25 protein-coding genes and 2 pseudogenes are annotated in these 21579 nt (G+C 68.1%); 11 read left to right on the forward strand and 16 right to left on the reverse strand.

Annotated features, from left to right (window positions below; translation table 11 throughout):
• The 3 genes from GSQ95_RS01005 to GSQ95_RS01015 are packed head-to-tail and all read right to left on the reverse strand — an operon-like array spanning window position 1 to window position 3846.
• Entirely contained in the window at window positions 1-201 is a 201-nt protein-coding gene (locus GSQ95_RS01005) for a DUF1656 domain-containing protein (RefSeq protein ID WP_007160208.1), read from the reverse strand.
• Window positions 191-2347, reverse strand: a complete 2157-nt coding sequence (locus GSQ95_RS01010; protein WP_158890041.1) for an FUSC family protein — start codon at window positions 2345-2347, stop codon at window positions 191-193. The genes GSQ95_RS01005 and GSQ95_RS01010 overlap by 11 nt, the downstream gene beginning before the upstream one ends.
• Entirely contained in the window at window positions 2344-3846 is a 1503-nt protein-coding gene (locus GSQ95_RS01015; RefSeq protein ID WP_256664441.1) for an efflux transporter outer membrane subunit, read from the reverse strand. Before GSQ95_RS01015 ends, GSQ95_RS01010 begins: the two co-directional genes overlap by 4 nt.
• Before the next feature lie 256 nt (window positions 3847-4102).
• Here GSQ95_RS01015 and GSQ95_RS01020 point away from each other — a divergent pair, with 256 nt between their 5' ends.
• Entirely contained in the window at window positions 4103-5056 is a 954-nt protein-coding gene (locus GSQ95_RS01020) for a LysR family transcriptional regulator (protein WP_158890039.1), read from the forward strand.
• A gap of 243 nt (window positions 5057-5299) precedes the next feature.
• On the forward strand, window positions 5300-6289 hold the full coding sequence (locus GSQ95_RS01025) for a DMT family transporter (protein WP_158890037.1): 990 nt from the start codon (window positions 5300-5302) through the stop codon (window positions 6287-6289).
• Here the strand turns inward: GSQ95_RS01025 and ubiA are convergent.
• The 3 genes and pseudogenes from ubiA to GSQ95_RS01040 form a co-directional block, all read right to left on the reverse strand.
• Entirely contained in the window at window positions 6274-7221 is a 948-nt protein-coding gene (gene ubiA / locus GSQ95_RS01030; RefSeq protein WP_256664442.1) for a 4-hydroxybenzoate octaprenyltransferase, read from the reverse strand. The two genes, GSQ95_RS01025 and ubiA, sit on opposite strands and share 16 nt — an antisense overlap.
• 30 nt (window positions 7222-7251) lie before the next feature.
• Window positions 7252-7854: a chorismate lyase gene (locus tag GSQ95_RS01035; protein WP_158890035.1), complete on the reverse strand. Its 603-nt coding sequence runs from the start codon at window positions 7852-7854 to the stop codon at window positions 7252-7254.
• A pseudogene (locus GSQ95_RS01040) lies at window positions 7838-8406 on the reverse strand (DUF2780 domain-containing protein). The gene GSQ95_RS01035 and the pseudogene GSQ95_RS01040 overlap by 17 nt, the downstream one beginning before the upstream one ends.
• A gap of 127 nt (window positions 8407-8533) precedes the next feature.
• On the opposite strand from GSQ95_RS01040, the gene GSQ95_RS01045 reads away from it, so the two are divergent.
• On the forward strand, window positions 8534-9763 hold the full coding sequence (locus tag GSQ95_RS01045; protein ID WP_158890033.1) for a nucleoside recognition domain-containing protein: 1230 nt from the start codon (window positions 8534-8536) through the stop codon (window positions 9761-9763).
• Here GSQ95_RS01045 and GSQ95_RS01050 read toward each other — a convergent pair.
• Complete coding sequence (locus GSQ95_RS01050) at window positions 9745-10413, reverse strand: hypothetical protein (protein ID WP_158890031.1); 669 nt, start codon at window positions 10411-10413, stop codon at window positions 9745-9747. The genes GSQ95_RS01045 and GSQ95_RS01050 overlap by 19 nt on opposite strands.
• Window positions 10414-10559: 146 nt before the next feature.
• Between GSQ95_RS01050 and GSQ95_RS01055 the strand changes: the two genes are divergently transcribed.
• Both GSQ95_RS01055 and GSQ95_RS26080 read left to right on the forward strand, forming a co-directional pair.
• On the forward strand, window positions 10560-10790 hold the full coding sequence (locus tag GSQ95_RS01055) for a DUF1161 domain-containing protein (protein WP_158890029.1): 231 nt from the start codon (window positions 10560-10562) through the stop codon (window positions 10788-10790).
• 103 nt (window positions 10791-10893) lie between these two features.
• Window positions 10894-11070: a hypothetical protein gene (locus GSQ95_RS26080; protein ID WP_166655878.1), complete on the forward strand. Its 177-nt coding sequence runs from the start codon at window positions 10894-10896 to the stop codon at window positions 11068-11070.
• Window positions 11071-11113: 43 nt separating this feature from the next.
• Here GSQ95_RS26080 and GSQ95_RS01060 read toward each other — a convergent pair whose 3' ends face one another.
• Both GSQ95_RS01060 and GSQ95_RS01065 read right to left on the reverse strand, forming a co-directional pair.
• Window positions 11114-11548: a hypothetical protein gene (locus tag GSQ95_RS01060; RefSeq protein WP_158890027.1), complete on the reverse strand. Its 435-nt coding sequence runs from the start codon at window positions 11546-11548 to the stop codon at window positions 11114-11116.
• Between the two features lie 34 nt (window positions 11549-11582).
• The gene (locus GSQ95_RS01065) at window positions 11583-12005 is read right to left on the reverse strand and encodes a hypothetical protein (RefSeq protein WP_133860296.1); all 423 of its coding nucleotides are present in this window, start codon (window positions 12003-12005) and stop codon (window positions 11583-11585) included.
• Here GSQ95_RS01065 and GSQ95_RS01070 point away from each other — a divergent pair.
• Complete coding sequence (locus tag GSQ95_RS01070) at window positions 12004-13125, forward strand: aminopeptidase (protein WP_158890025.1); 1122 nt, start codon at window positions 12004-12006, stop codon at window positions 13123-13125. The genes GSQ95_RS01065 and GSQ95_RS01070 overlap by 2 nt on opposite strands.
• Here the strand turns inward: GSQ95_RS01070 and GSQ95_RS01075 are convergent.
• Together GSQ95_RS01075 and GSQ95_RS01080 are read right to left on the reverse strand one after the other, a co-directional pair.
• Window positions 13122-14468: an MFS transporter gene (locus tag GSQ95_RS01075; RefSeq protein WP_158890023.1), complete on the reverse strand. Its 1347-nt coding sequence runs from the start codon at window positions 14466-14468 to the stop codon at window positions 13122-13124. The genes GSQ95_RS01070 and GSQ95_RS01075 overlap by 4 nt on opposite strands.
• The gene (locus GSQ95_RS01080; RefSeq protein WP_158890021.1) at window positions 14465-15259 is read right to left on the reverse strand and encodes a siderophore-interacting protein; all 795 of its coding nucleotides are present in this window, start codon (window positions 15257-15259) and stop codon (window positions 14465-14467) included. The genes GSQ95_RS01075 and GSQ95_RS01080 overlap by 4 nt, the downstream gene beginning before the upstream one ends.
• A gap of 54 nt (window positions 15260-15313) precedes the next feature.
• On the opposite strand from GSQ95_RS01080, the gene GSQ95_RS01085 reads away from it, so the two are divergent.
• The 3 genes from GSQ95_RS01085 (at window position 15314) to GSQ95_RS01095 (ending at window position 16461) form a co-directional block, all read left to right on the forward strand.
• Window positions 15314-15730 (forward strand): MarR family winged helix-turn-helix transcriptional regulator, encoded by a 417-nt coding sequence (locus tag GSQ95_RS01085; RefSeq protein WP_158890020.1) that lies wholly within the window; start codon window positions 15314-15316, stop codon window positions 15728-15730.
• Between the two features lie 65 nt (window positions 15731-15795).
• Complete coding sequence (locus GSQ95_RS01090) at window positions 15796-16029, forward strand: hypothetical protein (protein ID WP_158890018.1); 234 nt, start codon at window positions 15796-15798, stop codon at window positions 16027-16029.
• A gap of 159 nt (window positions 16030-16188) precedes the next feature.
• Window positions 16189-16461, forward strand: coding sequence for a cupin domain-containing protein (locus GSQ95_RS01095; protein WP_158890016.1), 273 nt, complete (start codon window positions 16189-16191; stop codon window positions 16459-16461).
• On the opposite strand, the gene GSQ95_RS26370 is transcribed toward GSQ95_RS01095, so the two are convergent.
• Complete coding sequence (locus tag GSQ95_RS26370; RefSeq protein ID WP_256664443.1) at window positions 16458-16586, reverse strand: hypothetical protein; 129 nt, start codon at window positions 16584-16586, stop codon at window positions 16458-16460. The genes GSQ95_RS01095 and GSQ95_RS26370 overlap by 4 nt on opposite strands.
• Before the next feature lie 116 nt (window positions 16587-16702).
• A complete protein-coding gene (locus GSQ95_RS01100; RefSeq protein ID WP_158890014.1) occupies window positions 16703-17131 on the reverse strand; it encodes an OsmC family protein in 429 nt (142 codons plus the stop codon).
• 119 nt (window positions 17132-17250) lie between these two features.
• Here GSQ95_RS01100 and GSQ95_RS01105 point away from each other — a divergent pair, with 119 nt between their 5' ends.
• Window positions 17251-18231, forward strand: a complete 981-nt coding sequence (locus tag GSQ95_RS01105; protein ID WP_158890012.1) for an aldo/keto reductase — start codon at window positions 17251-17253, stop codon at window positions 18229-18231.
• Between the two features lie 66 nt (window positions 18232-18297).
• Here the strand turns inward: GSQ95_RS01105 and GSQ95_RS01110 are convergent.
• Window positions 18298-18905, reverse strand: a pseudogene (locus GSQ95_RS01110) (NAD(P)H-dependent oxidoreductase).
• A gap of 110 nt (window positions 18906-19015) precedes the next feature.
• Here GSQ95_RS01110 and GSQ95_RS01115 point away from each other — a divergent pair.
• Window positions 19016-19918 carry a LysR family transcriptional regulator gene (locus GSQ95_RS01115; protein ID WP_158890010.1) on the forward strand — a complete coding sequence of 301 codons (903 nt, stop codon included), beginning with the start codon at window positions 19016-19018 and terminating at the stop codon, window positions 19916-19918.
• On the opposite strand, the gene GSQ95_RS01120 is transcribed toward GSQ95_RS01115, so the two are convergent.
• Both GSQ95_RS01120 and GSQ95_RS01125 read right to left on the reverse strand, forming a co-directional pair.
• On the reverse strand, window positions 19915-20499 hold the full coding sequence (locus tag GSQ95_RS01120) for a LysE family translocator (protein ID WP_158890008.1): 585 nt from the start codon (window positions 20497-20499) through the stop codon (window positions 19915-19917). The genes GSQ95_RS01115 and GSQ95_RS01120 overlap by 4 nt on opposite strands.
• 47 nt (window positions 20500-20546) lie before the next feature.
• Window positions 20547-21386, reverse strand: a complete 840-nt coding sequence (locus GSQ95_RS01125) for an AraC family transcriptional regulator (RefSeq protein WP_158890006.1) — start codon at window positions 21384-21386, stop codon at window positions 20547-20549.
• Between the last annotated feature and the right edge of the window lie 193 nt (window positions 21387-21579).

Here is a 21579-nt window from a genome sequence, read left to right on the forward strand (position 1 = left end):
CTAGCGATAGACGCACAGCGCCAGGGCGCAGTAGAGGCAGATGAACAGGGCCAGGCGCAGCAGCGCCGGATGCCAGACGACGTGGTAGAGGCCGACCGCGGCGAGCACCCGGTCCAGCGCCCAGGCGAGCAGGGCGGCGACCAGGAACAGCACCGTCACGGTGGGCAGGTAGAGGCCGTGGAAGGCGATTTCACGGGGCATGGGGAATCTCGTGATAGCGGGCCAGGGGCCCCTGGGGATCGAGCAGGGCACTGCGGATGAAATGCAGGTCGCTCTGCACCTGACGCAGGGGCGACTCGTCATAGGGCAGTTGCGGCGGTTCGGTCACGGTCGCCACGGCAAGCAGGGCCGCGTCCACTGCCACCAGCGCCCGCCGCAGATGTTCCGCGCCGGGCTTGAGGAAGAGGCGCACCAGGGCGCGCCCGAGCACGCGGATGGCCTGGCGCCAGGCGCTGCTCTCGGCATAGCGCGGGGCCGCGGGCAGGCGGGCCTGCAACTGGCGCAGTTCGATCACCGCATGACCGATCTCCAGCACCACGAAGGCCCAGCCGATCAGGCGCCGCTGCGCTTCACCGCGTCCGGCGCTGACGCCATAGGCCTGGTTGAGAAGGTCGCGGGTCTGGCCTTCGAAGGTCGGCGCCAGGTGCGGCAACGGCGCGCTCACCGCCCGCACCAGCTGCTGGCGCAGGTCACGCTCCAGGCGGCGCCACAGCCAGGGGCTGTTGGGGGGCAGCAGCACCGCCGAGACCGCCGCGGTGATCACCATCGACAGGACTACGGCGATGCCGTTGTTGATGAAGGCGTAGGCGTCGTAGACCGGCGGATTGTCGGGAATCGAGGTGAAGCAGAAGAACACCAGGCAACCCAGGCCATAGCCCATCCAGCCCGGGCGCAGGGAAATCCAGGTGCCCAGCATGAACACCGGCGCCAGGGTCAGCAGCAGCAGCGGCAGGCCGCTGATCCAGGGAAAGACGAAGAAGGTCAGGAAGAAGCCCAGCACCACGCCGCCACTGGCGCCGACCGCCATCTGCAAGGCGGTGCGCTTGGGATCGGGCGAGGCCGAGGCCAGCGCCGAGACGGCCGCGGCATTGAGCGCCAGCATGCCGCCGCTGGGATAGGCGCTGGCGATCCAGAAGGCGCCCAGCACCAGCACCAGAAAGGCGCTGCGGATGCCGGTGACCGCCGCGCCCAGGGCATTGGCCTTGGCCACGAAGCGCGGCTTCCACTGTTCGCGACTGTGGCGTGGCGCCGCCAGGGAGGCGTGGGTCTGCAGATAGCCGTGCCATTCGCCGGTGAAGCGAAAGAGCAGCTCCACGGCGGTCTCGAAGTCCCGCCGGTCGGTTTCGCTCAGGGGTGGCAACTCGGCACGCAGGGCGCGAATGCGCGGCCGCAGGCCCTGGTGCAGCTGTTCCAGACGCGCCGCGGCAGCAGCCGCCGCACGTTCGGTAAGGGTCTGGCCACGCCATTCCTCGAACACCTCCAGCAACGGCGCCCAGAGGCGTTCGAGGACAGCCAGCGGCAACTGGGCGTCGCGCTCGCGCAGGCGCATCAGCAGGCGGCTGAGGGCATGCAGGCGGGTGGTCAGGCCCATGAATTCGGCGTTCAGCCGGGCCAGGCGCCCGCTGCGCATGCGCATGTGCGGGTCTTCGAAGGCCGAGGCGCTGCGCAGGCTTTCCAGCCCCACCGCCTCGGCGGCCAGGCGTACTCCGGCAGCCTCCAGGGAGGCACGATCGAGACGACCGCGCAGGACGTCGGCGGCCAGTCCGGCGAAGCCGCCCATGCGTCGGTAGAGGGTCGCGCGCATGGCCGTGGCGCTGGTCTGCGGAAAGACCGCCGCGCTCACCGCGCCGCTGCAGAGCACGCCCAGGGTGATGGCCAGTACCCGCATCACCGCCGACATGAAGGCGGTGTCGGCATTGAGCGCGGCGGGAATGCCGATCAGCGCGGCGGTATAGCCGGCCAGCATGCAGGCATAGCTGCGAAAGTCGCGGTAGCGAGCCGAACCGGCCACGCAGAGGCCGATCCACAGCGCCAGGAAGATCAGGAAGGGCACCCGTTCCTGGGCGAACAGGGCGATCAGCACCAGCATCACCGCCAGCCCCAGCAGGGTGCCCATCACCCGATAGAAGCTCTTGGCCAGCACCTGGCCGCTCTGTGGCTGCATGACGATGAACACGGTGATCACCGCCGAGCTGGGGTGCGGCAGTTGCAGACGCATGGCCAGCCACAGGGTCAGGCTGGCGGCGAGCAGCACCTTGGCCTGGTACAGCCAGAGGCTGCCATCGCTGCGGGCCCAGGCGCCGAGGGCCTGGCGCAGCGGTGCGCCAGTGGCGGTGCCGGCAGTCATCGGGGGGCTCGCTCGACGGCGACGCGGGCCGGCACCAGGTCGTGGTCGCCTGGGCCGCGTTCGAGGTCCGCGCCGCCGCCGAGGGCGACCAGGGCCGCGGCCTGGGCGGCCAGGCGCAGGGCGTGCACCTGAGCGGTGACGCGTTGCTGGGCGAACAGCCGGGTCTGGGCGTCGAGCACGTGCAGGTAGTCGGTCAGGCCGCGGCGAAAGGCCTCGCGGGCGATGTCGTAGGTGCGCTGGGCCGCCTGGCTGGCCTGGTCGGCGAGGGTGGCCTGCCGGGCCGCCGAATCGGCCTTGATCAGGGCGTCGGAGATGTCCTTGAGGGCGTCGACGAGGGTCTGGTTGTAGGCGCTGACGGCCATGTCGTAGGCCGCCGACTCCGCGCCGAGGCGACCGCGCAGGGCGCCACCGTCATAGATCGGCAAGGAAAAGGCGGGACCTATGAAGGAGCCGGTCTTGGCGTGGGTCAGCATCTCGCTGAGGCGACCCAGGGTCAGGAACTGGCCGACGTTGGCCACCAGGTCGATGTTGGGATAGAAGCTGGCGCGGGCGCCGTCCACGCCCTTGGCCGCCGCGGCGATCTGCCAGCGACGCGCCACCACGTCGGGGCGCTTGCCGACCAGTTCCAGCGGCAGGGCGCTGGGCAGGCGCGGTGCCGCGCCCAGGGTCAGGCGCGGGCGCTGCAGGCGGGCGCCGGCACCCGGGCCCTTGCCGGCCAGGGCGGCGAGCTGGTTGCGATCCAGCGCCAGGGTCTCGTCCAGGGCTTCCAGCTGGCGTTCGGTCTCGGGCAGCAGGGTGCGCGCCTGGCTGACCTCGAACTGGGTGCCGAGGCCACCGTCCAGCTGGCGCTGGGCGAGGTCGGCCAGGTGCCGCTGCTGCTCCAGGGTGGCGGCGAGGATGTCGCGCTGGTCGTGATGCAGGGCGAAGCCGATATAGCTGCGGACGATGTTGCCGGTCAGCTCCAGCTCGGCCGCGCGCACCTCGGCGGCGGCCTGGTGGGCCTGGTCCAGGGCCTGGGCGCTGGCATCGCGTTCGCGGCCCCAGAAGTCCAGGGCATAGCTCAGACCCAGTTCGGCATTGTTGTTCCAGGTGGTGCGATCGGCCAGCTCGCCCGGGCCATAGAAGTCGTCGGTGGGCCAGCTGTAGCGCTTGAAGGCGCCCTTGCCCTCGACCTGCAGGGATTCACGGGATTCGGCCAGGCCGGCCAGGGACTCGGCGCGGCGCACCCGGGCGGTAGCCGTGGCCAGGCGCGGGTTGTCCGCCAGGGCGCCGCTGATCCAGGCGTCCAGCTGGGGATCGCCATAGGCGCGCCACCACTGGCGCTGAGGCCAGGCGGCCTGGCTGGCGGCGGCCTGGATGGCACCGTCGGTGGCCAGCGCCTGGTCGTCGAGGCGCTGCGCCTGGGGCGCGTTGTGACCGGTACCGATACAGCCGGCCAGCAGGGTCGCGAGGGCGACCACCGAGAGCGCAGGCCAGACTCTGCTAGAGGAAGGCGACACGTGGAGGTCCGTTGGCAACAGGGCCAAACCTGCGTCTGGCATGAGGCAGCGCAGCGAGGTTGGCGAGATGAGCTGGAACTGAAGAGGACGCCTGTAGAGGACGGACGTAAACCGCGAGGTCAGCGGACGTTACCATTAGGCTGCTAACGATTCTATAAAATTCCGGGGTGGTCGATTAGCGCGTCAACCGGCGAATCTTTGTTTCACATACTGAAATAATATGGAGAATGACGCTTTTCCCGATTGTCGAGGCGGCATGGACACCCTGCACAACATGCGCGTTTTCGTCGCCGTGGTGGAAAGCGGCAGCTTTACCGGCGCGGCCCAGACGCTGCAGACCACCACGGCCCACGTCTCCCGGGCGGTGGCCCATCTGGAAACCCATCTGCGCACCCGCCTGCTGCACCGCACGACGAGGCGCATCGCCCTGACCGAAGCCGGTCAGCGCTACCTGGCGCGCTGCGAGCAGATCCTCGCCTATGTCGAGGAGGCCGAAGCCGAGGCCGGGCACGCCCAGGCGCGGCCCGAAGGGCGGCTGCGGGTGCACAGCATGACCGGCATCGGTCAGCATTACGTGATCCGCGCCATCGCCGGCTATCGCGCCCTGCACCCCGAGGTGCGCTTCGACCTGACCATGGCCAACCGCATCCCCGATCTGCTGGAGGAGGGCTTTGACCTCGCCATCGTGGTAGCCGTGGAACTGCCCGACTCCGGCTTCGTCTCCCAGCAGATCGGCCACACCTACAGCATCCTCTGCGCCTCGCCGGCCTATCTGCAGGAACACGGCCAGCCGCAGACGCCGGCGGAACTGGCCGATCACGCCTGCCTGAGATTCATCAGCCCGGTGGTGTCCTTCGACCGCTGGCACTTCGACGGCCCCAATGGCCCGGAAACCTATCGCATCGGCGAGACCCCCTTCCAGGTCAACGTCGGCGACGCCATGACCGAGGCCCTGCGCCAGGGGCTGGGGATTGGCGTGCTGCCGCTCTATTCGGCGGTGGACGGCCTGCGCGACGGCAGCCTGGTGCGAGTGCTGCCGGCCTATCGCCTGCAGCGCCTCAACGTCTATGCCCTCTATGCCTCGCGGCAGTACCTGGATGCCAAGATCCGCACCTGGGTGGCCTACCTGCGCGAGCAGATCCCCGGGGCGCTGGAGGCGGACGAGGCCTTCGTGCGGGCCGTCAGCGAAGTCGTCGGCCAAGCGCATTGAGATCGGCGGGGCGCTTGGACTAAGCTCGGGGGAGACCGGGCTGCACGCCGGGTCATAGTTAGTAAGCTATTGAAATATCGCCCGGTATCGCGGTCCTGAGGGCGACAGGATGGGTGCTCGACGGCACGCTCCGGTGACGTCGAGGTCCATGTCCCGAGTCGGTGGTCACGCCGACGGACCGCCGTGCAGGACGGCCGGATCATGCAGGCGGTCAGGGACCGCCGTCAGTACCACGGGAGTCCAATGAGCGCTACCGCAGGACCCACTCTGAGATTCGCCGACCAGCCGCTCAAGGGCATCGCCCTGATCTGCCTCGCGGTCTGGCTGTTCGCTTCCCACGATGCCCTCTCCAAGTACCTGTCCGGCTTCTATCCGGTGGTCATGGTGGTCTGGGCCCGCTACCTCTCCCACACCCTGCTGATGATGGGCATCTTCATCCCGCGCTCGGGGCTAGCGGTGATCCGCACCAAGCGGCCGGGGTTGCAGGTGCTCAGGGCGCTGTGCCTGATCGGCTGCAGCCTGTTCTTCACCACCGGGCTGCGCTATCTGCCGATGGCCGAGGCCACCGCGGTCAACTTTCTCGCCCCGCTGATGGTGACGGCACTGTCAGTGCCGCTGCTCAAGGAGAGCGTGACCCGCAGCCAGTGGGCGGCGGTGCTGGCCGGCTTCATCGGGGTGCTGATCATCGTGCGACCGGGCGGCCAGCTGTTCACCCCGGCGGTGCTGCTGCCGGTCTGCTCGGCGGTGTGCTTCGGCCTCTACCAGCTGCTGACGCGCCTGCTCAGCGGCATCGACAGCCCCACCACCAGCAACTTCCTGACCGGCATCATCAATACCCTGGTGCTGAGCAGCGTGGTGCCTTTCTTCTGGGAGATCCCGACCCTGACCCACGGCTTCATGCTGGCGCTGCTCGGCCTCTTCGGCATGTCCGGCCACCTGCTGCTGACCCAGGCCTTCCGTTATGCGCCGCCGGCGCTGCTGGCGCCCTTCAGCTACGGCCAGATCGTCACCGCCGGCATCATCGGCTACCTCGTCTTCGGCCATGTGCCGGACAGCGGCGCGCTGATCGGCATCCTCATCATCTGCGCCAGTGGCCTGGCGGTGGCCTGGCAGCAGAGCCGCAAGGCGTCCAGGGCCAAGAAGGCCCGGGCGGTGCCGGCGGCGCAACCCGAGGCGCTGCCGGAGGTGGTGGCCGATGCCGCCGCGGGCGCTCCGGCTCAGCGCAGTCCGTAATCGGCGATGATCCCGATGAGGATCGCCAGACCCGCCCAGTGGTTGTGCAGGAAGGCCTTGAAGCACACCAGCGGGTCGCGGTCGCGGGTGACGTGGAATTCCCAGGCGAAGCAGCCGGCTGCCACCAGCAGGCCCAGGTAGAAGGGCAGGCCCAGGCCGAAGCGGCCACCGGCCAGCGCCAGGCAGAACAGCGTCAGGCCCTGCAGGGTGGCGATGATCACCCGGTCGGCATCGCCGAACAGGATGGCGGTGGATTTCACCCCGATCTTGAGATCGTCTTCGCGGTCAGCCATGGCGTAGTAGGTGTCGTAGCCCACCGTCCAGATCACGTTGGCGACGAACAGCAGCCAGGCCGCCGCCGGCAACTCGCCGGTCTCGGCGGTGAAGGCCATGGGCATGCCCCAGGAAAAGGCCGCACCCAGTACCGCCTGAGGGTAGTAGGTATATCTCTTCATGAAGGGATAGAGCGCTGCCACGCCAAGGGCGCCAAAGGACAGCCAGACGGTGGTGGCATTGGTGCAGAGCACCAGGCCGAAGCTGAGCAGCACCAGCACGGCAAAGAACAGCAGGGCTTCCTTGGGCGAGATGCGCCCGGTGGCCAGGGGACGATTCTTGGTGCGGGCGACGTGGCCGTCGAAGTTGCGGTCGGCGAAGTCGTTGATCACGCAGCCGGCCGAGCGCATCAGCACCACGCCGAGCACGAAGATCAGCAGATTCTTCAGACTCGGCACGCCCTCGGCGGCGATCCACAGCGCCCAGAGGGTGGGCCAGAGCAGCAGATAGATACCGATGGGTCGGTCCAGCCGGGTCAGCTGGACGAAGTCGCGGATGCGCTCGCGGCGGGGACGCGTGGCGATCACCCGGGCGCTGGGCTCGGGGCCGCGGGGCGCGGCAGGACGGCGATCACGGGGACGGGAGGCGTTCTTTTTCATCGGACGGCTGCATGGTGAAGGGCCTGGCGATTATAGGGGCCCTGGGGCGTCGCCGCTGCCGTCGTGATGCTCCGCCTGACCCTCGCGCCCGGCGTGAGGCCAAAAGGCCGGCAGAAAGACCTCGCCCACCAGGATCGCCAGGGGACCGCGCCGGAACACCGAGCGCCGGGCCCAGCAGGGCGCGCTTGCCGCCCCTGCGGGCAGCCAGGCCAGTGGATAGCGGCAGGCTTGGAGCGGCCCGCGGACAAAGGCCGGTGCCTGGAACAGCCAGTGCCCGAGCGGCCGCTCGCCCAGCGCCGCCAGGTCGAAATCCGCCGCTTCCAGGGCCGCGCGCGCCGCCACGCTGCGGGCGAAGACCCAGGCTTCGCCGTTGCCGCGCAGCCAGACCTCGCGCACCCAGCCGGGGCTGGCCGGCGGCACCTCCAGCGCCTGGCACTCGTCCGGGCGCAGCGGTTGCCAGCCCTGGGCGATCACCTCGACGGCGAAGCGTCCGCCGCTGAGGGCGGTCAGCCGTTCGGTGAGCGAGCCGCGGTCCGCATAGAGCCAGCCGAGCGGTGCCTCGACGTAGTCCGGCTCGGCGCCGGCCGCTGCGTGGGTCAGCCAGCGCGGGGCAACGTCACAGGCCCCAGACATTGCCCAGGGTGCTCAGCAGGGAGGGCTGGGTGCCTTGCTTGCCGAGATAGCCGAGGATCACCTGGGCGAACTGGCTGGTCATGCCACTGTTCATGCCCAGGGCGTTGAAGGTCTTGTCGACGTCCTGGCGGCTGTCGACATTGCCCAGCAGGCTGCCCAGCGGACTCTGCTTGGCGTCCTGACCGCCGCCACCGAGCAGACTGCCCAGGCCGCCCAGTTGCGCCAGGCCGCCGGTGGCATTGGCGCCGGCCAGCTGATCCAGGCCTGGCACGGCCTTGGCCAGCTGGCGATAGTCGTTGCCCACCAGCTGATTCTTGGCCAGGCCGAGCAGGGCGCCGGTGCCACCCACCGCCTGCTGCGGGGTGACGTTGAGCTGGCTGGTCAGCGCCTGCAGCAGGCCTGGGCCTGGGGCGTGGCCGCGGCGGCGGCGGTGGCCTTGGCGTTGTTGTTGCCGTTGGCGCCGTTATAGGCGTTGACGGCGTCGTTGAGGTTGAAGGCGAATACCGGGCCGGCGGCGAGCACCAGCGGCAGGGCGAGAACGGACAGACGCATGGGCGGACTCCAGCGGGTTGCGTGAAAGGTCAGAGGATAACCCGACGGCGATGACCACAGACTGAACGGCGTCCCTGCAGGGAGCGGACGCTGCGGTTATCATCGCCGTTTTGCCGGGAGAACCGCGATGCTCAACGGGTTGTGGCTGGGCTTCTTCATCGTTGCCGGGATCAGCGCCTTCGGCCAGTGGCTGGTGGCCGGCAACACCGGGGTGTTCGCCGCCATGGTGGAGAGCCTGTTCGCCATGGCCAAGCTGTCGGTGGAGGTCATGGTGCTGCTGTTCGGCACCCTGACCCTCTGGCTCGGCATCCTGCGCATCGCCGAGAAGGCCGGGCTGGTGGACGCCCTGGCGCGGCTGCTCGGACCGCTGTTCGCCCGGCTGATGCCCGAGGTGCCGCGCGGCCATCCGGCGCTGGGGCTGATCACCCTCAACTTCGCCGCCAACGGCCTGGGCCTGGACAACGCCGCCACGCCCATCGGCCTCAAGGCCATGCGTGCCCTGCAGGAGCTCAATCCCAGCAGCACCACAGCGAGCAATGCGCAGATCCTCTTCCTGGTGCTCAACGCCTCCTCGCTGACGCTGCTGCCGGTGACGGTGTTCATGTACCGCGCCCAGCAGGGCGCCCCCGATCCGACCCTGGTGTTCCTGCCGATCCTGCTGGCCCATACCTGCGCCAATCTGGTGGGGCTGTGCTCGGTGGCCTTCATGCAGCGGCTGAAACTCTGGGATCCGGTGGTGCTGGCCTGGATCGGCGGGGGCGCCCTGGCCTTCGGCGCCTTCGTCGCCTTTCTCTTCACCCTGACCGCCACGGCGCTGGCCGGGTTGTCGTCGCTGCTCGGCAACCTGACCCTGTTCGGCATCATCCTGGCATTCATGATCCTTGGCGCCCTGCGCAAGGTGCCGGTCTACGAAGCCTTCGTCGAAGGCGCCAAGGAAGGCTTCGACGTCGCCAAGTCGCTGTTGCCCTATCTGGTCGCCATGCTCTGCGCGGTGGGCGTGCTGCGCGCCTCCGGCGCCCTGGAAGCCATCCTCGAAGGCGTTCGCCATGCGGTGACCTTCTTTGGCTGGGACACCCGCTTCGTCGAGGCCCTGCCCACTGCCCTGGTCAAGCCCTTCTCCGGCAGCGCCGCCCGCGCGCTGCTGATCGAGACCATGCAGACCCACGGCGTGGACAGCTTTCCGGCGCTGGTGGCGGCGACCATCCAGGGCAGTACCGAGACCACCTTCTATGTGCTGGCGGTGTACTTCGGCGCGGTGGGCATCCAGCGCGCCCGCCATGCGGTGGGCTGCGCCCTGCTGGCGGAATTCACCGGGGTCACGGCGTCGATCCTGATCTGCTACTGGTTCTTTGGCTGAGCCTTGGGTTCCAGGTCGACCATCCAGTCGTCCTGCACCATGCGCCGCTGGCGGCGCGAGGTCAGTTGCTGGGTCTGCCAGTCCTCGGCGATCAGCGCGCAGTAGTGGCCGTCGTGCTGGCCCAGGCGAAAGCGCCGGCGCACTCCGATGGGATCGTGATCCGAGCCATAGAAGGCGACCGCGCGGATCTCCAGGCCCTCGAATACCCAGCCCTCGGGCGGCCGGTGGTTGTCCAGGGTCAGGCCGTTGTGCTCGGCGGCGCGGCGGATCAGACCCTGGAAGGTACCTATGTGGGTGAAGTCGCCGGTGTTGAGCGGACCCTGGTGGGTCGCCTCGCCCAGCACCAGATCAGGGTCGAAGTCATCCTGGCCGCTCTCGCGGATGTCGGTGACATCGGTATAGAGCGTCTCGCGATTGGTCTTGAGGATCACCGTGAGCTGGTTGATGAACACCGGCTCGGCGCTCATGTTGGACAGCAGGCAGAGGGCGCCCACGCCCTTGCCGGCGCCGCGGTTGATGATCAGCCGCGGCTGGCGCTGGCGCTTGTAGTTGTTGAGCAGGAGCTGCGCATAGAGCACCCAGACGCCCAGGGTGCAGCACTGGGCAAAGAGCGTGAGGACTTGGGAATTGTCTTTCAACCACTGGAACATGGGGCACTTCGCTGGAAGGAGTGACCATCGGAAATACCTTTCGGGCTCCAGGTTCCACCGCTTCGCTGACCAAAGGGCAGCGCTGAGAACATCGCCACAGCTCCGGCGTCCAAGCCTGAGCGGTCATCACGCCAAGGAAAATCATCATGCTGCGTCTATCGCTAGTCTGCTGCACTGCCCTGCTGAGCACCGCCGTGCGGGCCGAACCCCTGTCCTGCGAGCAGCTCAAGGCCGACATCGAGGTCAAGATCCAGTCGGCCGGGGTGACCGCCTATACCCTCGAAGCGGTCCCCAATGCCGAGGTGCGCGATCCCAACATGGTGGTGGGCAGCTGCGCCAACGGGACCTACAAGATCCTCTATCAGCGCAACGACTGATCCCCGACCCGGGGGACAGACCGTTCATCCGCTGGATACTTGTACAGTTTCGCCTGGCTTAGTACTGTTTGCGCATACAGTATTTAGCCAAGAGGGTAATGCCATGTCGCCGTTCGCCCGGATTCGCCAAGCTCTATCCCTTGCCCAGCCCGCACCGCGCTGGATGGAACGCGAGGATTTTCTGCGCATGAGTCGCCAGCTGCGCGAGCAGAAAAGTCGTCCGCCCGTGGTCCGCACCCAGGACCGCAGCCAGGACGACTGGCTCAGCGTGCCCGCCTAGCGTTTTGTTGCCTGACCGTGCTGGCCGCCTGGCCAGTCGCGGGTCAGAAGGGCGAGCAGATGCCTCGCTCGGAACTCACCAGTTCGCGCGGGCCGTCGTAGAGGGTGATTTCGCCCTGGCCAAAGGTGTTTTCGGCTTCCAGGCGATAGCGCCGGCCGGCCTGGAAGTCCGCGTAGTCCAGTTCCAGATAGCACTGGATCTGCAGCGGTTCCCGCCAGCCGAAGCGCGAACCGAAGCCACCGCCGCCATAGAGTTCGTAGCGATAGCTCACCTTGAGGCTATGGCTGCCAGGGGTGAGCTGGAAGTAGCGGCCATCGTCGAGACGCCTGCCGTCCTGGGACTCGGCCAGCAGCGAAGCCCCTACCGCGGGTTCGCGCAGCACCAGATCGACCCATGCCTGATGGGGATCCACAGGGGGCAGCGGCGTGGTGCAGCCGCCCAGCAGTAGCAGCAGAGGGACCAGCAGGCGCAGACGCATGGACGGCGACTCGCGGCAGGGAGATCAGCCGAGTCTACACGTCGCCGCAACGACTGGCAGTGCTGCGCGCCACTTCCTGGTTGCGCTCGTCATAGAGGCGCGCCCAGGGCCGCCAGCCGGTCTGGCCGGCTTCCAGGCGATAGCGCTCGCCCGCGGCGAAGGCCTTGTAGTTGAGGGTCACCAGGCAGGTGCGTGCCAGCGGATCGGCCACCTGGGCGCCGATGTTGGTGGGCTGCACCTCGAACTGGTAGCGTACCTGCAGATCATGGCTCCCCGGCCAGACCTGGAAGTAGCGTTTGTCTTCGAGATCCTTGCGATCGGCGCGCAGGGCTTCCAGCTTGGCCTTGCCATCGCTGTCCAGATCGATCCAGGCCTGTGCCGGATCGGGCTTGGGCAAGGGCCACAGGGAACAGCCACCTAGGAACAGCACAGGCAACAGCAGGCACAGTCTACGCATGACGGCTACAACTCCGGGCAGGGAAGGGCGCGCCACCCAGCCAGGCACCCTGCCTGCGCAACGCACGAGCCGCTGGCTGGCGCTGCTGTCCCTCGTGATCGGACTGAGCGGTTGTACCTCGGTCGGGTACTACGGCCAGATGGTACAGGGCCAGTGGGCGCTGATCCGTGACCGCGAGCCCATTGCGACGGTCGTCGCAGATCCGGCACGCCCCGCCGTCCTGCGCGAACGCCTCGCCGCCGCGGCAGCGGCCCGCCGCTTCGCCAGTGCCGAACTGGCCCTGCCGGACAACGCCAGCTATCGCAGTTTCGTCGAACTCAAGCGGCCCTTCGTGCTGTGGAATGTCTTCGCCACCGCCGAATTTTCCACCCGGCCCACCACCCACTGCTTTCCCATTGCCGGTTGCGTGGCCTATCGCGGCTACTATCAGGAAGCCAAGGCCCGCGCCGAGGCGCAGCGGCTGCAGGCGCAGGGCCAGGACACCTATGTCGGTGGCGTGCCGGCCTATTCGACGCTGGGCTGGTTCAGCGATCCGCTGCTCAGCAGCATGCTGCGCTGGGACGACGACCAGGTGGCGGCCACGATCTTCCACGAGCTGGCGCACCAGCGTTTCTATCTGCCCGGCGATACCGCCTTCAACGAGTCCTATGCCACCTTCGTCGAGGGCGAAGGCCTGCGGCAATGGCGCGCCAGTCGCGGCCTGCCGCCCCCCGATACGGGGCGCGAAGTCCGCTATCAGCAATTCCGCGCGCTGCTGCTGACCACTCGCGCAGACCTGGCCAGGCTCTATGCCCAGCCATTGACGACCGCGGCCAGGCGCGCGGCCAAGGCCCGGCGCTTCGCGCAGCTGCGCAGCGATTACCAGCGGCTGCGCGCGACCCCGGCCTGGCGTGACGATCGTCGCTTCGATGGCTGGATGAGCCAGCCGCTCAACAACGCGCGGCTGGTGCCCTATGGTCTGTACGAACAGTGGGTACCGGCCTTTGCCGCCCTCTATAGACAGCACCCGGGCAACTGGCCGGCGTTCTTCCAGCAGGTACGCCTATTGTGCGAGCGCCCGGCGGTCGAGCGCGAGCAGGCGCTCAAGGCGCTGCTCGACCAGGCGACCCCGCAGCCCTAGCGCGGTGCCCGCCAGTTGGACCAGGCGGCGACCAGACCCAGCGTTGCCGCCAGGGCCAGTCCCAGCCGCGGGGCCAGGCTGTTGTCCAGATGCAGCAGCAGCGCTAGGGCCGCGGCGCCCAGGGCCATGCCGGTCTGCCGGGCGGTGGCCTGGACGCCGCCGGTGGCGCCGTTGCGACCGGCCGGGGCGGCGGTCAGCATGATCCTGTTGTTGGGTACCTGGAAGAAACCGAAGCCGATGCCGCCGAGGATCAGGCAGGGGATCAGCAGGGCGGTCGAGCGCTCCAGTGGCATCACCGCTGCCGCCGCCAGCCCCAGGGCGATGCCCAGGCCACCGAGCATGCACAGCCGCTGCGGCGGATGGCGGTCGGCCAGGCGCCCGGCCACCTGTGCCGACACGGCCACGGTGAGCGGCCAGGCCAGCATCAGCAGGGCCACCTGCAGCGGCACCAGCCCGAGCTGGTGTTGCAGATAGAAGGGCAGGGCGAGAAAGCAGAGCATCTGCGCGGCAAAGGAACAGACCGAAGCCAGCACCGAGTGACGCATGGCCGGCAGTCCCAGCAGGTCCACCGGCAGCAGGGGCGCCGGCAGACCGCGCTCGCGGCGTACCAGCAACAGCAGACTGGCCGCGGCCAGCAGCAGCAGGCCCACGCCCTGCAACGGCGCGGCGCCGAGACGTTCCAGACCGCCGATGCCGGCGCAGAACAGCAGGGCGTTGAGCAGCACGCTGAACGGATCGAGGCGGCGCTGCGCACGGGGACTGTCGGGCAGGTTGTGCACCAGCAGTGCGATCAGCATCGCCACGGGCACATTGACGGCGAACAGCCAGGGCCAGCCACCCAGCGCCAGGATGGCCGCCCCCAGGCTGGGCGCGGCGGCGGAGCCCAGGGCCACGCAGAGGGCATTGATGGCGATGCCACGACCCAGCCGGTCGCGCGGATAGGAGAGTCGGACGATACCGGCGCTGACGCACATGATGGCGGCGGCGCCCACCCCCTGCAGCGCCCGTGCAGCCACCAGGCTGGCGAGATCCGGCGCCAGGGCGCAGCCCAGGGAGGCCAGGCCGAAGATCCCGACCCCGGCCGTGAAGACCGGGCGCAGGCCAAGACGCTCGGCCACTGCGGCCAGGGGAAACAGCAGGGCGACCAGACTCAGCTGATAGGCGCTGACGATCCAGACCGCCGCGGCGGCCGAGACGTCCAGGGCCTCGGCGATGCTGGGCAGCGCCAGGTTGGCGATGCCGCTGTCCAGCACCGTCATGCTGATTGCCAGTAGCAGGGCGGCGACGGCGCGATAGCGGCGTGGCGGGGGCAGGCCGTCGGTGACGGCGGCGGCGGTGCTCAATCCTCGACCTTCACGTGCTGGTCGCTTTCGCCGAGCTTCCAGTAGCCGGCCGCCTTGACCCAGTCCCGCGGCAATCCCTTGGCCAGCAGCGCCTGCCGCGCGGCGCGGGCTTGCGTGGCTTCACCGGCGATCCAGGCATAGCCTTCGCCTGCGGGCAGCTCCAGCTGCTCCAGGGCCTGCACCAGGGCATTGGCCCCAGTTTCGCGATAGACCCAGCGGATCTCGGCGGCGGCGGCCGTCGACAGGGCAATCTCCAGGCCCGGACGCGCCACTTCGGCGACGACCTGGACCCGGACATCGGCGGCCAGCTGCTCCAGGCGACGGGCGATGGCGGGCAGGGCGGTCTCGTCGCCGGCCAGCAGGTACCAGTCGAAGTCCTCGGGCGGCACCAGGGCGCCCTTGGGGCCGCCGATGATCAGCTCGGCACCGGGCTGCGCCTGACGCGCCCAGGTGGTCAGCACCCCGGCTTCATGCAGATAGAAGTCGATGGCCAGTTCGCCACGGGCGGCATCGTAGTGGCGCGGCGTGTAGTGCCGACCCACCAGCTGCTCGGCGCTGGCGGCGCGGATCGGGGTGGTGTCGGCGGGGACGAACAGCTTCACGTGCTCGTCGAAGGCCGCGCTTTGGAAATCCGCCAGGTCGCTGCCACCAAAGGTCAGGCGCAGCAGGACGCCACCCAGGTCTTCGCGGCGGACGACGGTCGCCCAACGTCGCTTGAGGTCGAAGCGCACACGCTGGAAAAGGTGAGGGGCACTGGCATCGCCCTCGCGGCTGTGAAAAGATGTCGCCATTGCGGAGGTACCATTCATTGAGGTTCCTCACTATATTCGAGGTAAGCAGCTTTCATGTCAACCGCCGCCGCCATTGCCGAAGCCCTGATGGATCTGAAACGGCAGATGCGCCAACAACTGGATGAGACCCTCAAGGCCTCCGGACTTTCCTTCGCCCGCTACAAGGTGCTCAAGGTGCTGGAGCGCCTGGGGCCTTGCCGTCCCGGCGAGGTCGCCGAACAGCTGCGCCATGCGCCCCGTACCCTGACCGATGCCTTCGACGCCCTGGAGCGCGACGGCCTGGTCCGTCGCGAACCCCATCCCCAGGACCGCCGGGCGCTGCTGGTCCATCTGACCAAGCAGGGTCGCCAGGCGCTGGACCAGGCCCAGGTGCCGCGTACCCAGGCGCTGGAAGCGGTCTTCGCGCCGCTGGATGCCAGCGAGCAGGCGCAGTTGCTGGCCTATCTGGAGCGGGTTCGCACCTGCAATTGAGTCGCGGGCGAACTCCCTGTCGGTCGTTGCGCTCGAAAGAGACACCCTATTGAGGAGAGCCTGCCATGACTGACCAGCGTTCCGATGCCCACCTGGGCAAGACCCCGCCCAACGAACCCGCTCTCGATGAGGCGGGCCGTCCGGTGGATGTGGTGAAGAAGGACATGGAGCAGCCGGAATCGACGCCGACCGATGCCATCGACAAGGTCATCACGCCGACCGACATCAAGACCAAGGAGCAGGAAACCGAAGCGCTCAAGCGCAAGACCGCCGAGGTCGAGCGCAAGCTGGAGCGCTGATGCTCCACGTGGAACCTCGGATCGCCGAGGTTTCCATCGGCTCGGCAGGCGCGGTCGGCCATAGCGGCAGCCATGCCCTGCCATAGTGATATTGCACTGGCCCCTGTTGGACTGGGTTCCTAATCTGGGCTTTGATCGTCATCAACTCAAGGAGCGCTCTTGGACCAGGCCACCTTCATCGAGCAACTCGCCCGCGAGGGCTTTCAGCCACCGGTGCTGGTCGAGCGCGAAGCCCTGGGCAGCCTGGAAGCCCATGCGCATCCCTTCGAAGCGAAGGCGCTGGTCATCGAAGGCGAACTGCGCATTCGCACGGCAGCGGGCGAGCGTCGTTATGGGGCAGGGGAGGTCTTTCATCTGGCCGCTCATGAGCCTCACTCGGAAGTCTTCGGCGCCCGGGGCGTGCGCTATCTGGCGGGTCGGCGACCGGCCTAGCCTTCGCTTTCGTTCTTCTCGATGTCCTTGCGCTGGCGGTTGAGGATCACGCAGCCGTAGACACCGCCGCCCAGCAGCAACAGGGCGAGGATGGAAAACAGGGTCATGAAGATGGAGTCGTTCATTGTGCTCTCCGAAAGCGGGGTCGGAGCAGTCTAGCGACTCGCCAAGGTCTCGGCGAACGAGCTCTGGAACAGGGTGTTGCCGATGCCTGGGCGGCACCGGCAGGCACCTGTGACCCTTAGCCTTCGAGCGTGGCGTTCAGGTTGATCTTGGCGCCCTTGAGCACCTTGGACACCGGGCAGCCTTCCTTCGCCTGATTGGCGATGGTGGTGAACTGCTCCTGGGTGGCACCAGGAATCTTGGCCTTCATGGTCAGATCGATGGTGGTGATCTCGAAGCCGTCGCCGACCTTGTCCATGGTCACGTCGGCCTTGGTCTCGATCCGCTCGGGGGTCAGACCGTTCTGGCCCAGCAGCATGGAGAAGGCCATGGAGAAGCAGCCGGCATGGGCCGCGCCGATCAATTCTTCGGGGTTGGTGCCTGGCGTGCCTTCGAAACGGGTGTTGAAGCCGTAGGCATTGTCCTTGAGCGCGCCGCTCTCGGTGGAGATATGGCCTTTGCCATCCTTCAGACCGCCTTGCCAGACCGCGGAAGCATATTTCTTCATGGAGCATCTCCGGTTGTTAGGTACGAATCCATCTAGAACAAGCCAGCAGCCGGTAAGTTCGTTGCAGTCGATCCGGGACCGCCATGGTCAACTCTTTTCGACCACCCCTGGAGGCCCCCATGAACTACCGCAATCTAGGCCGTACCGGTCTGAAGATCTCGCCCCTCTGCCTCGGCTGCATGACCTACGGCGTCCCCGAGCGCGGCAATCACCCCTGGACCCTGCCGGAAGACCAGAGCCAGCCGCTGCTGAAAAAGGCGCTGGATCTCGGCATCAACTTCTTCGACACCGCCAACAGCTACTCCGACGGCACCAGCGAAGAGATCGTCGGCCGCTTCCTCAACGCCAACGCCGTGCGCGAGGAAATCGTGCTGGCGACCAAGGTGTACTTCCCGCTGCGCGACAAGCCCAATGTCGGCGGCCTGTCGCGCAAGGCCATCTTCGCCGCCATCGACGCCAGCCTGCAGCGCCTGGGCACCGACTATGTCGATCTCTACCAGATCCATCGCTGGGACTATCACACGCCCATCGAGGAGACCCTGGAAGCCCTGCATGACGTGGTCAAGGCCGGCAAGGCGCTGCACATCGGGGCCAGCAGCATGTACGCCTGGCAATTCGCCAAGGCGCTGCACACCGCCGCGCGCCATGGCTGGACGAGATTCGCCACCATGCAGAACCACGTCAATCTGCTCGCTCGCGAAGAGGAGCGGGAGATGCTGCCGCTGTGTCGCGATGCCGGCATCGGCGTGATCCCCTGGAGTCCGCTGGCCCGTGGCCGCCTGACCCGTGACTGGGACGCCAGCACCGCGCGCACTGAAAGCGATGCCTTCGGCAAGACGCTCTATACCGCCAGCGAGGAATCCGATCGGCAGATCGTCGCCGCCGTGGCGCGCATCGCCGAAGCCCGCGGCGTGCCGCGTGCCCAGGTGGCCCTGGCCTGGCTGCTGCAGAAGCCGGGCATCGACGCGCCCATCGTCGGCGCATCCAAGCCGCAGCATCTGGAGGATGCAGTGGCGGCGCTGGAACTGCAGCTGAGCGAGGAAGAGATCAGTGCCCTGGAAGCGCCCTATGTGCCGCATCCGGTGGTGGGATTCAGCTAAGGCGGGGCCTGCCTTCACCCCGGCCCTCTCCCGGAAGGAGAGGGGCCGGGGTGAAGGCGTCCGGACTCAGGCGTACTGGTCGGCGATCTGGCGTTCGGCGCTGGCCAGGGCCGCGCTCTTTGCTTCGTCGCCATAGGCCAGGCCTTCGGCGCGGACGATCTGGACATCGGTGATGCCGAGGAAGCCCAGCAGCAGCTTCAGATAGTCTTCGTGGGCGATACCGGTGGGCTTGCCGGCATGGATGCCGCCCGCGGTGGCGACGATGATCGCCTTCTTGTCGCCACACAGGCCTTCCGGACCGGCTTCACCATAGCGGAAGGTGGTGCCGGCCACGGTGATGCGGTCGATCCAGGCCTTGAGCTGGGTCGGGATGGTGAAGTTGTACATGGGCGCACCCAGTACCAGTACGTCGGCGGCAAGGAATTCCTGCAGGGCACGGGCATTGCGCTCGGCTTCGTCACGTTGCTCGGCGCTGCGCTGCCCTGTTCGGCCGGGGTCGCACCGGCAGCCAGACTGGCGGCGGAGAAGTGACCCAGGGAATCGTGGGCGAGGTCATGGTAGCTGACCTCGAGGCCTGGCGTAGCGGCCTTGAGGGCACCGACGACCTTGGCAGTCAGGGCCCGGGAGGCGGAATGATCACCCAGGATGCTGGAATCGATGTGCAAGAGTTTCATGGCGGTAGTCCTGTAGGGTTCGACGCGATGAGCCCAGACTACCGATAAGACGATCGGCTGATTAGTCGCCTAGAATGCGATGCTTCGTCCCATGGATAGGACAATCGCCCATGCAAGACCTCAATGATCTCGCCTACTTCGCCAAGGTGGTGGAAGCCGGAGGTTTCGCCGCCGCCGGGCGCCTGCTGGGCATTCCCAAGTCGCGACTGTCCCGGCGCATCGCCGAGCTGGAGACCCGCCTGGGGGCGCGGCTGCTGCAGCGCACCACCCGTACCCTGACCACTCTCGGCGAGCGCTACCTGGTGCACTGCCAGGCGCTGCTGCGCGAGGCGGAGAATGCTGCCGAAACGGCGGCCAGTCTGTCCAGCGAACCCCGTGGACCGCTGCGGGTGTCCTGCACGGTGGCCCTGGCCCAGGACTACCTGCCCGACGTCGTCACCCGCTTCCTGCAGCGCTATCCTCTGGTGCAGCTGGAGCTGGTGCTGGTCAATCGGCGGGTGGACGTGGTCAACGAGGGCCTCGACGTGGCCCTGCGGGTAAGGGACGTCGACGACGTGGAGCCGGGGCTGATCGTGCGCCGCCTGCGCCAGGCCTCCGGGGTGCTGGTGGCCGCCCCCGCCTTTCTCGTCGATCGCCAGCTGGATGCGCCGGAAGCCCTGCTGGGGGTCCCGCTGCTCGGCGCCCTGGAGCTGGATCGCCGGGTGCACCTGCGCATGGTCGGTCCCGCCGGCCAGCGCCGCGAACTGGTGCTGGAAGCCCGACTGGGCATCGACGACTTCAGCGTACGAAAGACCGCCGCCCTGGCCGGCCTCGGCTACACGATGCTGCCGCTGCTCTATTGCGAGGCCGAACTGGCCGAGGGTCGCCTGCAGCGCCTGCTGCCGGACTGGTCGCTGCCCGGCGGCCACCTGCAGGCCGCCTATGCCCACAGGCGCGGCCAGTTGCCGGCGGTACGCGCCTGGCTGGAGCACCTGGAGGACAGCTTTTGCGATCAGGGCGGGATGCCGGTCTAGATCACCGTCGCCCAGGCCGAGGCGAGCAGCAGCGCCGCCATCCCCAGATTAAAGCCGCGCCAGGCGCGGGTCGATTTCAGGCCATGCGCCGCGACCCGGCCAAGCAGCGCCCAGAGACCCAGGCAGGGTACGGACACCAGCAGGAACACCAGGGCCAGCACCAGCACCTGCTGCCAGAGATCGGCACCGGGTTCGGCGTAGACGGTCACCACCGCCAGCGCCATGCTCCAGCTCTTGGGGTTGAGCACCTGCAGCCCGGCGGTACCCCCGAAGCCCAGACGGGCACCGTCATCCGCCACCGCGGGCGCGCCGGCGCGGGCCAGTTGCCAGGCCAGCCAGCTCAGCCAGAGCACCCCGGCCCAGGCCAGGCCGCGCTGCCAGTCCGGATGTTGCGCCAGGGTCTGGCCGAGACCGAAACCCACCACCAGCACCAGGGCCACCGCGCCCAGGCTGCCGCCCAGCACCAGCGGCAGGCTGGCCCGGGCACCGTGGCGCGCGCTGTGGCCGAGGATGAGCACATTGGTCGGTCCGGGGGTGATGGAGGCGACCAGGGCGAACAGCAGGAAGGGCAACAGGGACATGGGAGACTCCTGGAAGGACTGAGCCACCAGGGTCGCAAGCCTTGCCGCTAGCGGTCTGGAAGATTCGAGCAGCGCGCGCGATAGGCCGCCGGGGTCAGGCCATAGGCGCGGCGGAACCAGCGACCCAGGTGACTCTGGTCGGCGAAGCCCAGGGCGGCGGCGGTCTCCGCCGGCGACAGGCCGTCGGCCAGCAGGCGGCGCGCCCGCGACAGGCGCAGCTGCACCAGATAGGCATGGGGCGCCAGCCCAAAGGCCGCCTTGAAGGCGCGGGTCAGGCGGAATCTGTCGACGCCAGCGGCCTGGGCCAGTTCCTCCAGACCGATGTCCTCGTGATGATGGGCCTGCAGGAAGTCGCGGGCGCGCAAGGCCACCTGGGGCAGCCGTGGATCGCCGGCCTGGGGCGCCCGCCATTGCAGGTGCGGCAGAAGGCGCAGCAGCAGGGCATCCAGCGCGCTCTGGCGGACGATGCGCAATTCCGGACGACTCAGGACCTCATGGGCCCAGGCCACGGCACGATGCAGCTCGGCCTGCTCCACCAGGGTCCGGGCGAAGCCGGGTTCGCCCAGGGGCCGGGCGTCGCCATGCAGCCCCTGCAGCTCGCGCGCCAGCCACTGGGGATCGAGATAGAGCATGGAGTAGGTGAAGCCCTCGGCCTCCGGCGCCTGGCCGTCGTGCAATTCACCGGGCTCCAGCAGGAAGACCTGCCCGGGGGTACTCAGGTGGCGCTGGCCCCGGCAGTGGAATTGCTGCAGGCCCTGCTCGGTGTAGCCCACCAGATAGGCGTCGTGCCAGTGCGGGTCATAGGCATGGCCCTCGAAATGGGCGCGCAGGGTCTCGATGCCGGTCTCGGCGTCCTGCTGCAGCTGGATCCAGTGATCGTCGGCCATGGCGAGAGAAGGGGGCTTTCGGGCCTTTCAGTCTAGTCACTGACCTGATGTCGGTCTGGAAGATTCGTGCAGCCTAGTGTGGTGTTTCAGAAGTTCGCGCAAGAATTGGCGAGTGATTTTTTGCGGTTCGGCGTTCCGACTTGGGCTAGGCGCCGCGACGAGTCATAGCAGGGCTATGGCGAGGAGTGGCAAC

The sequence above is a fragment of the Pseudomonas sp. BAV 4579 genome (assembly GCF_009765395.1).
GTDB classification, from domain to species: domain Bacteria; phylum Pseudomonadota; class Gammaproteobacteria; order Pseudomonadales; family Pseudomonadaceae; genus Chryseomonas; species Chryseomonas aestiva.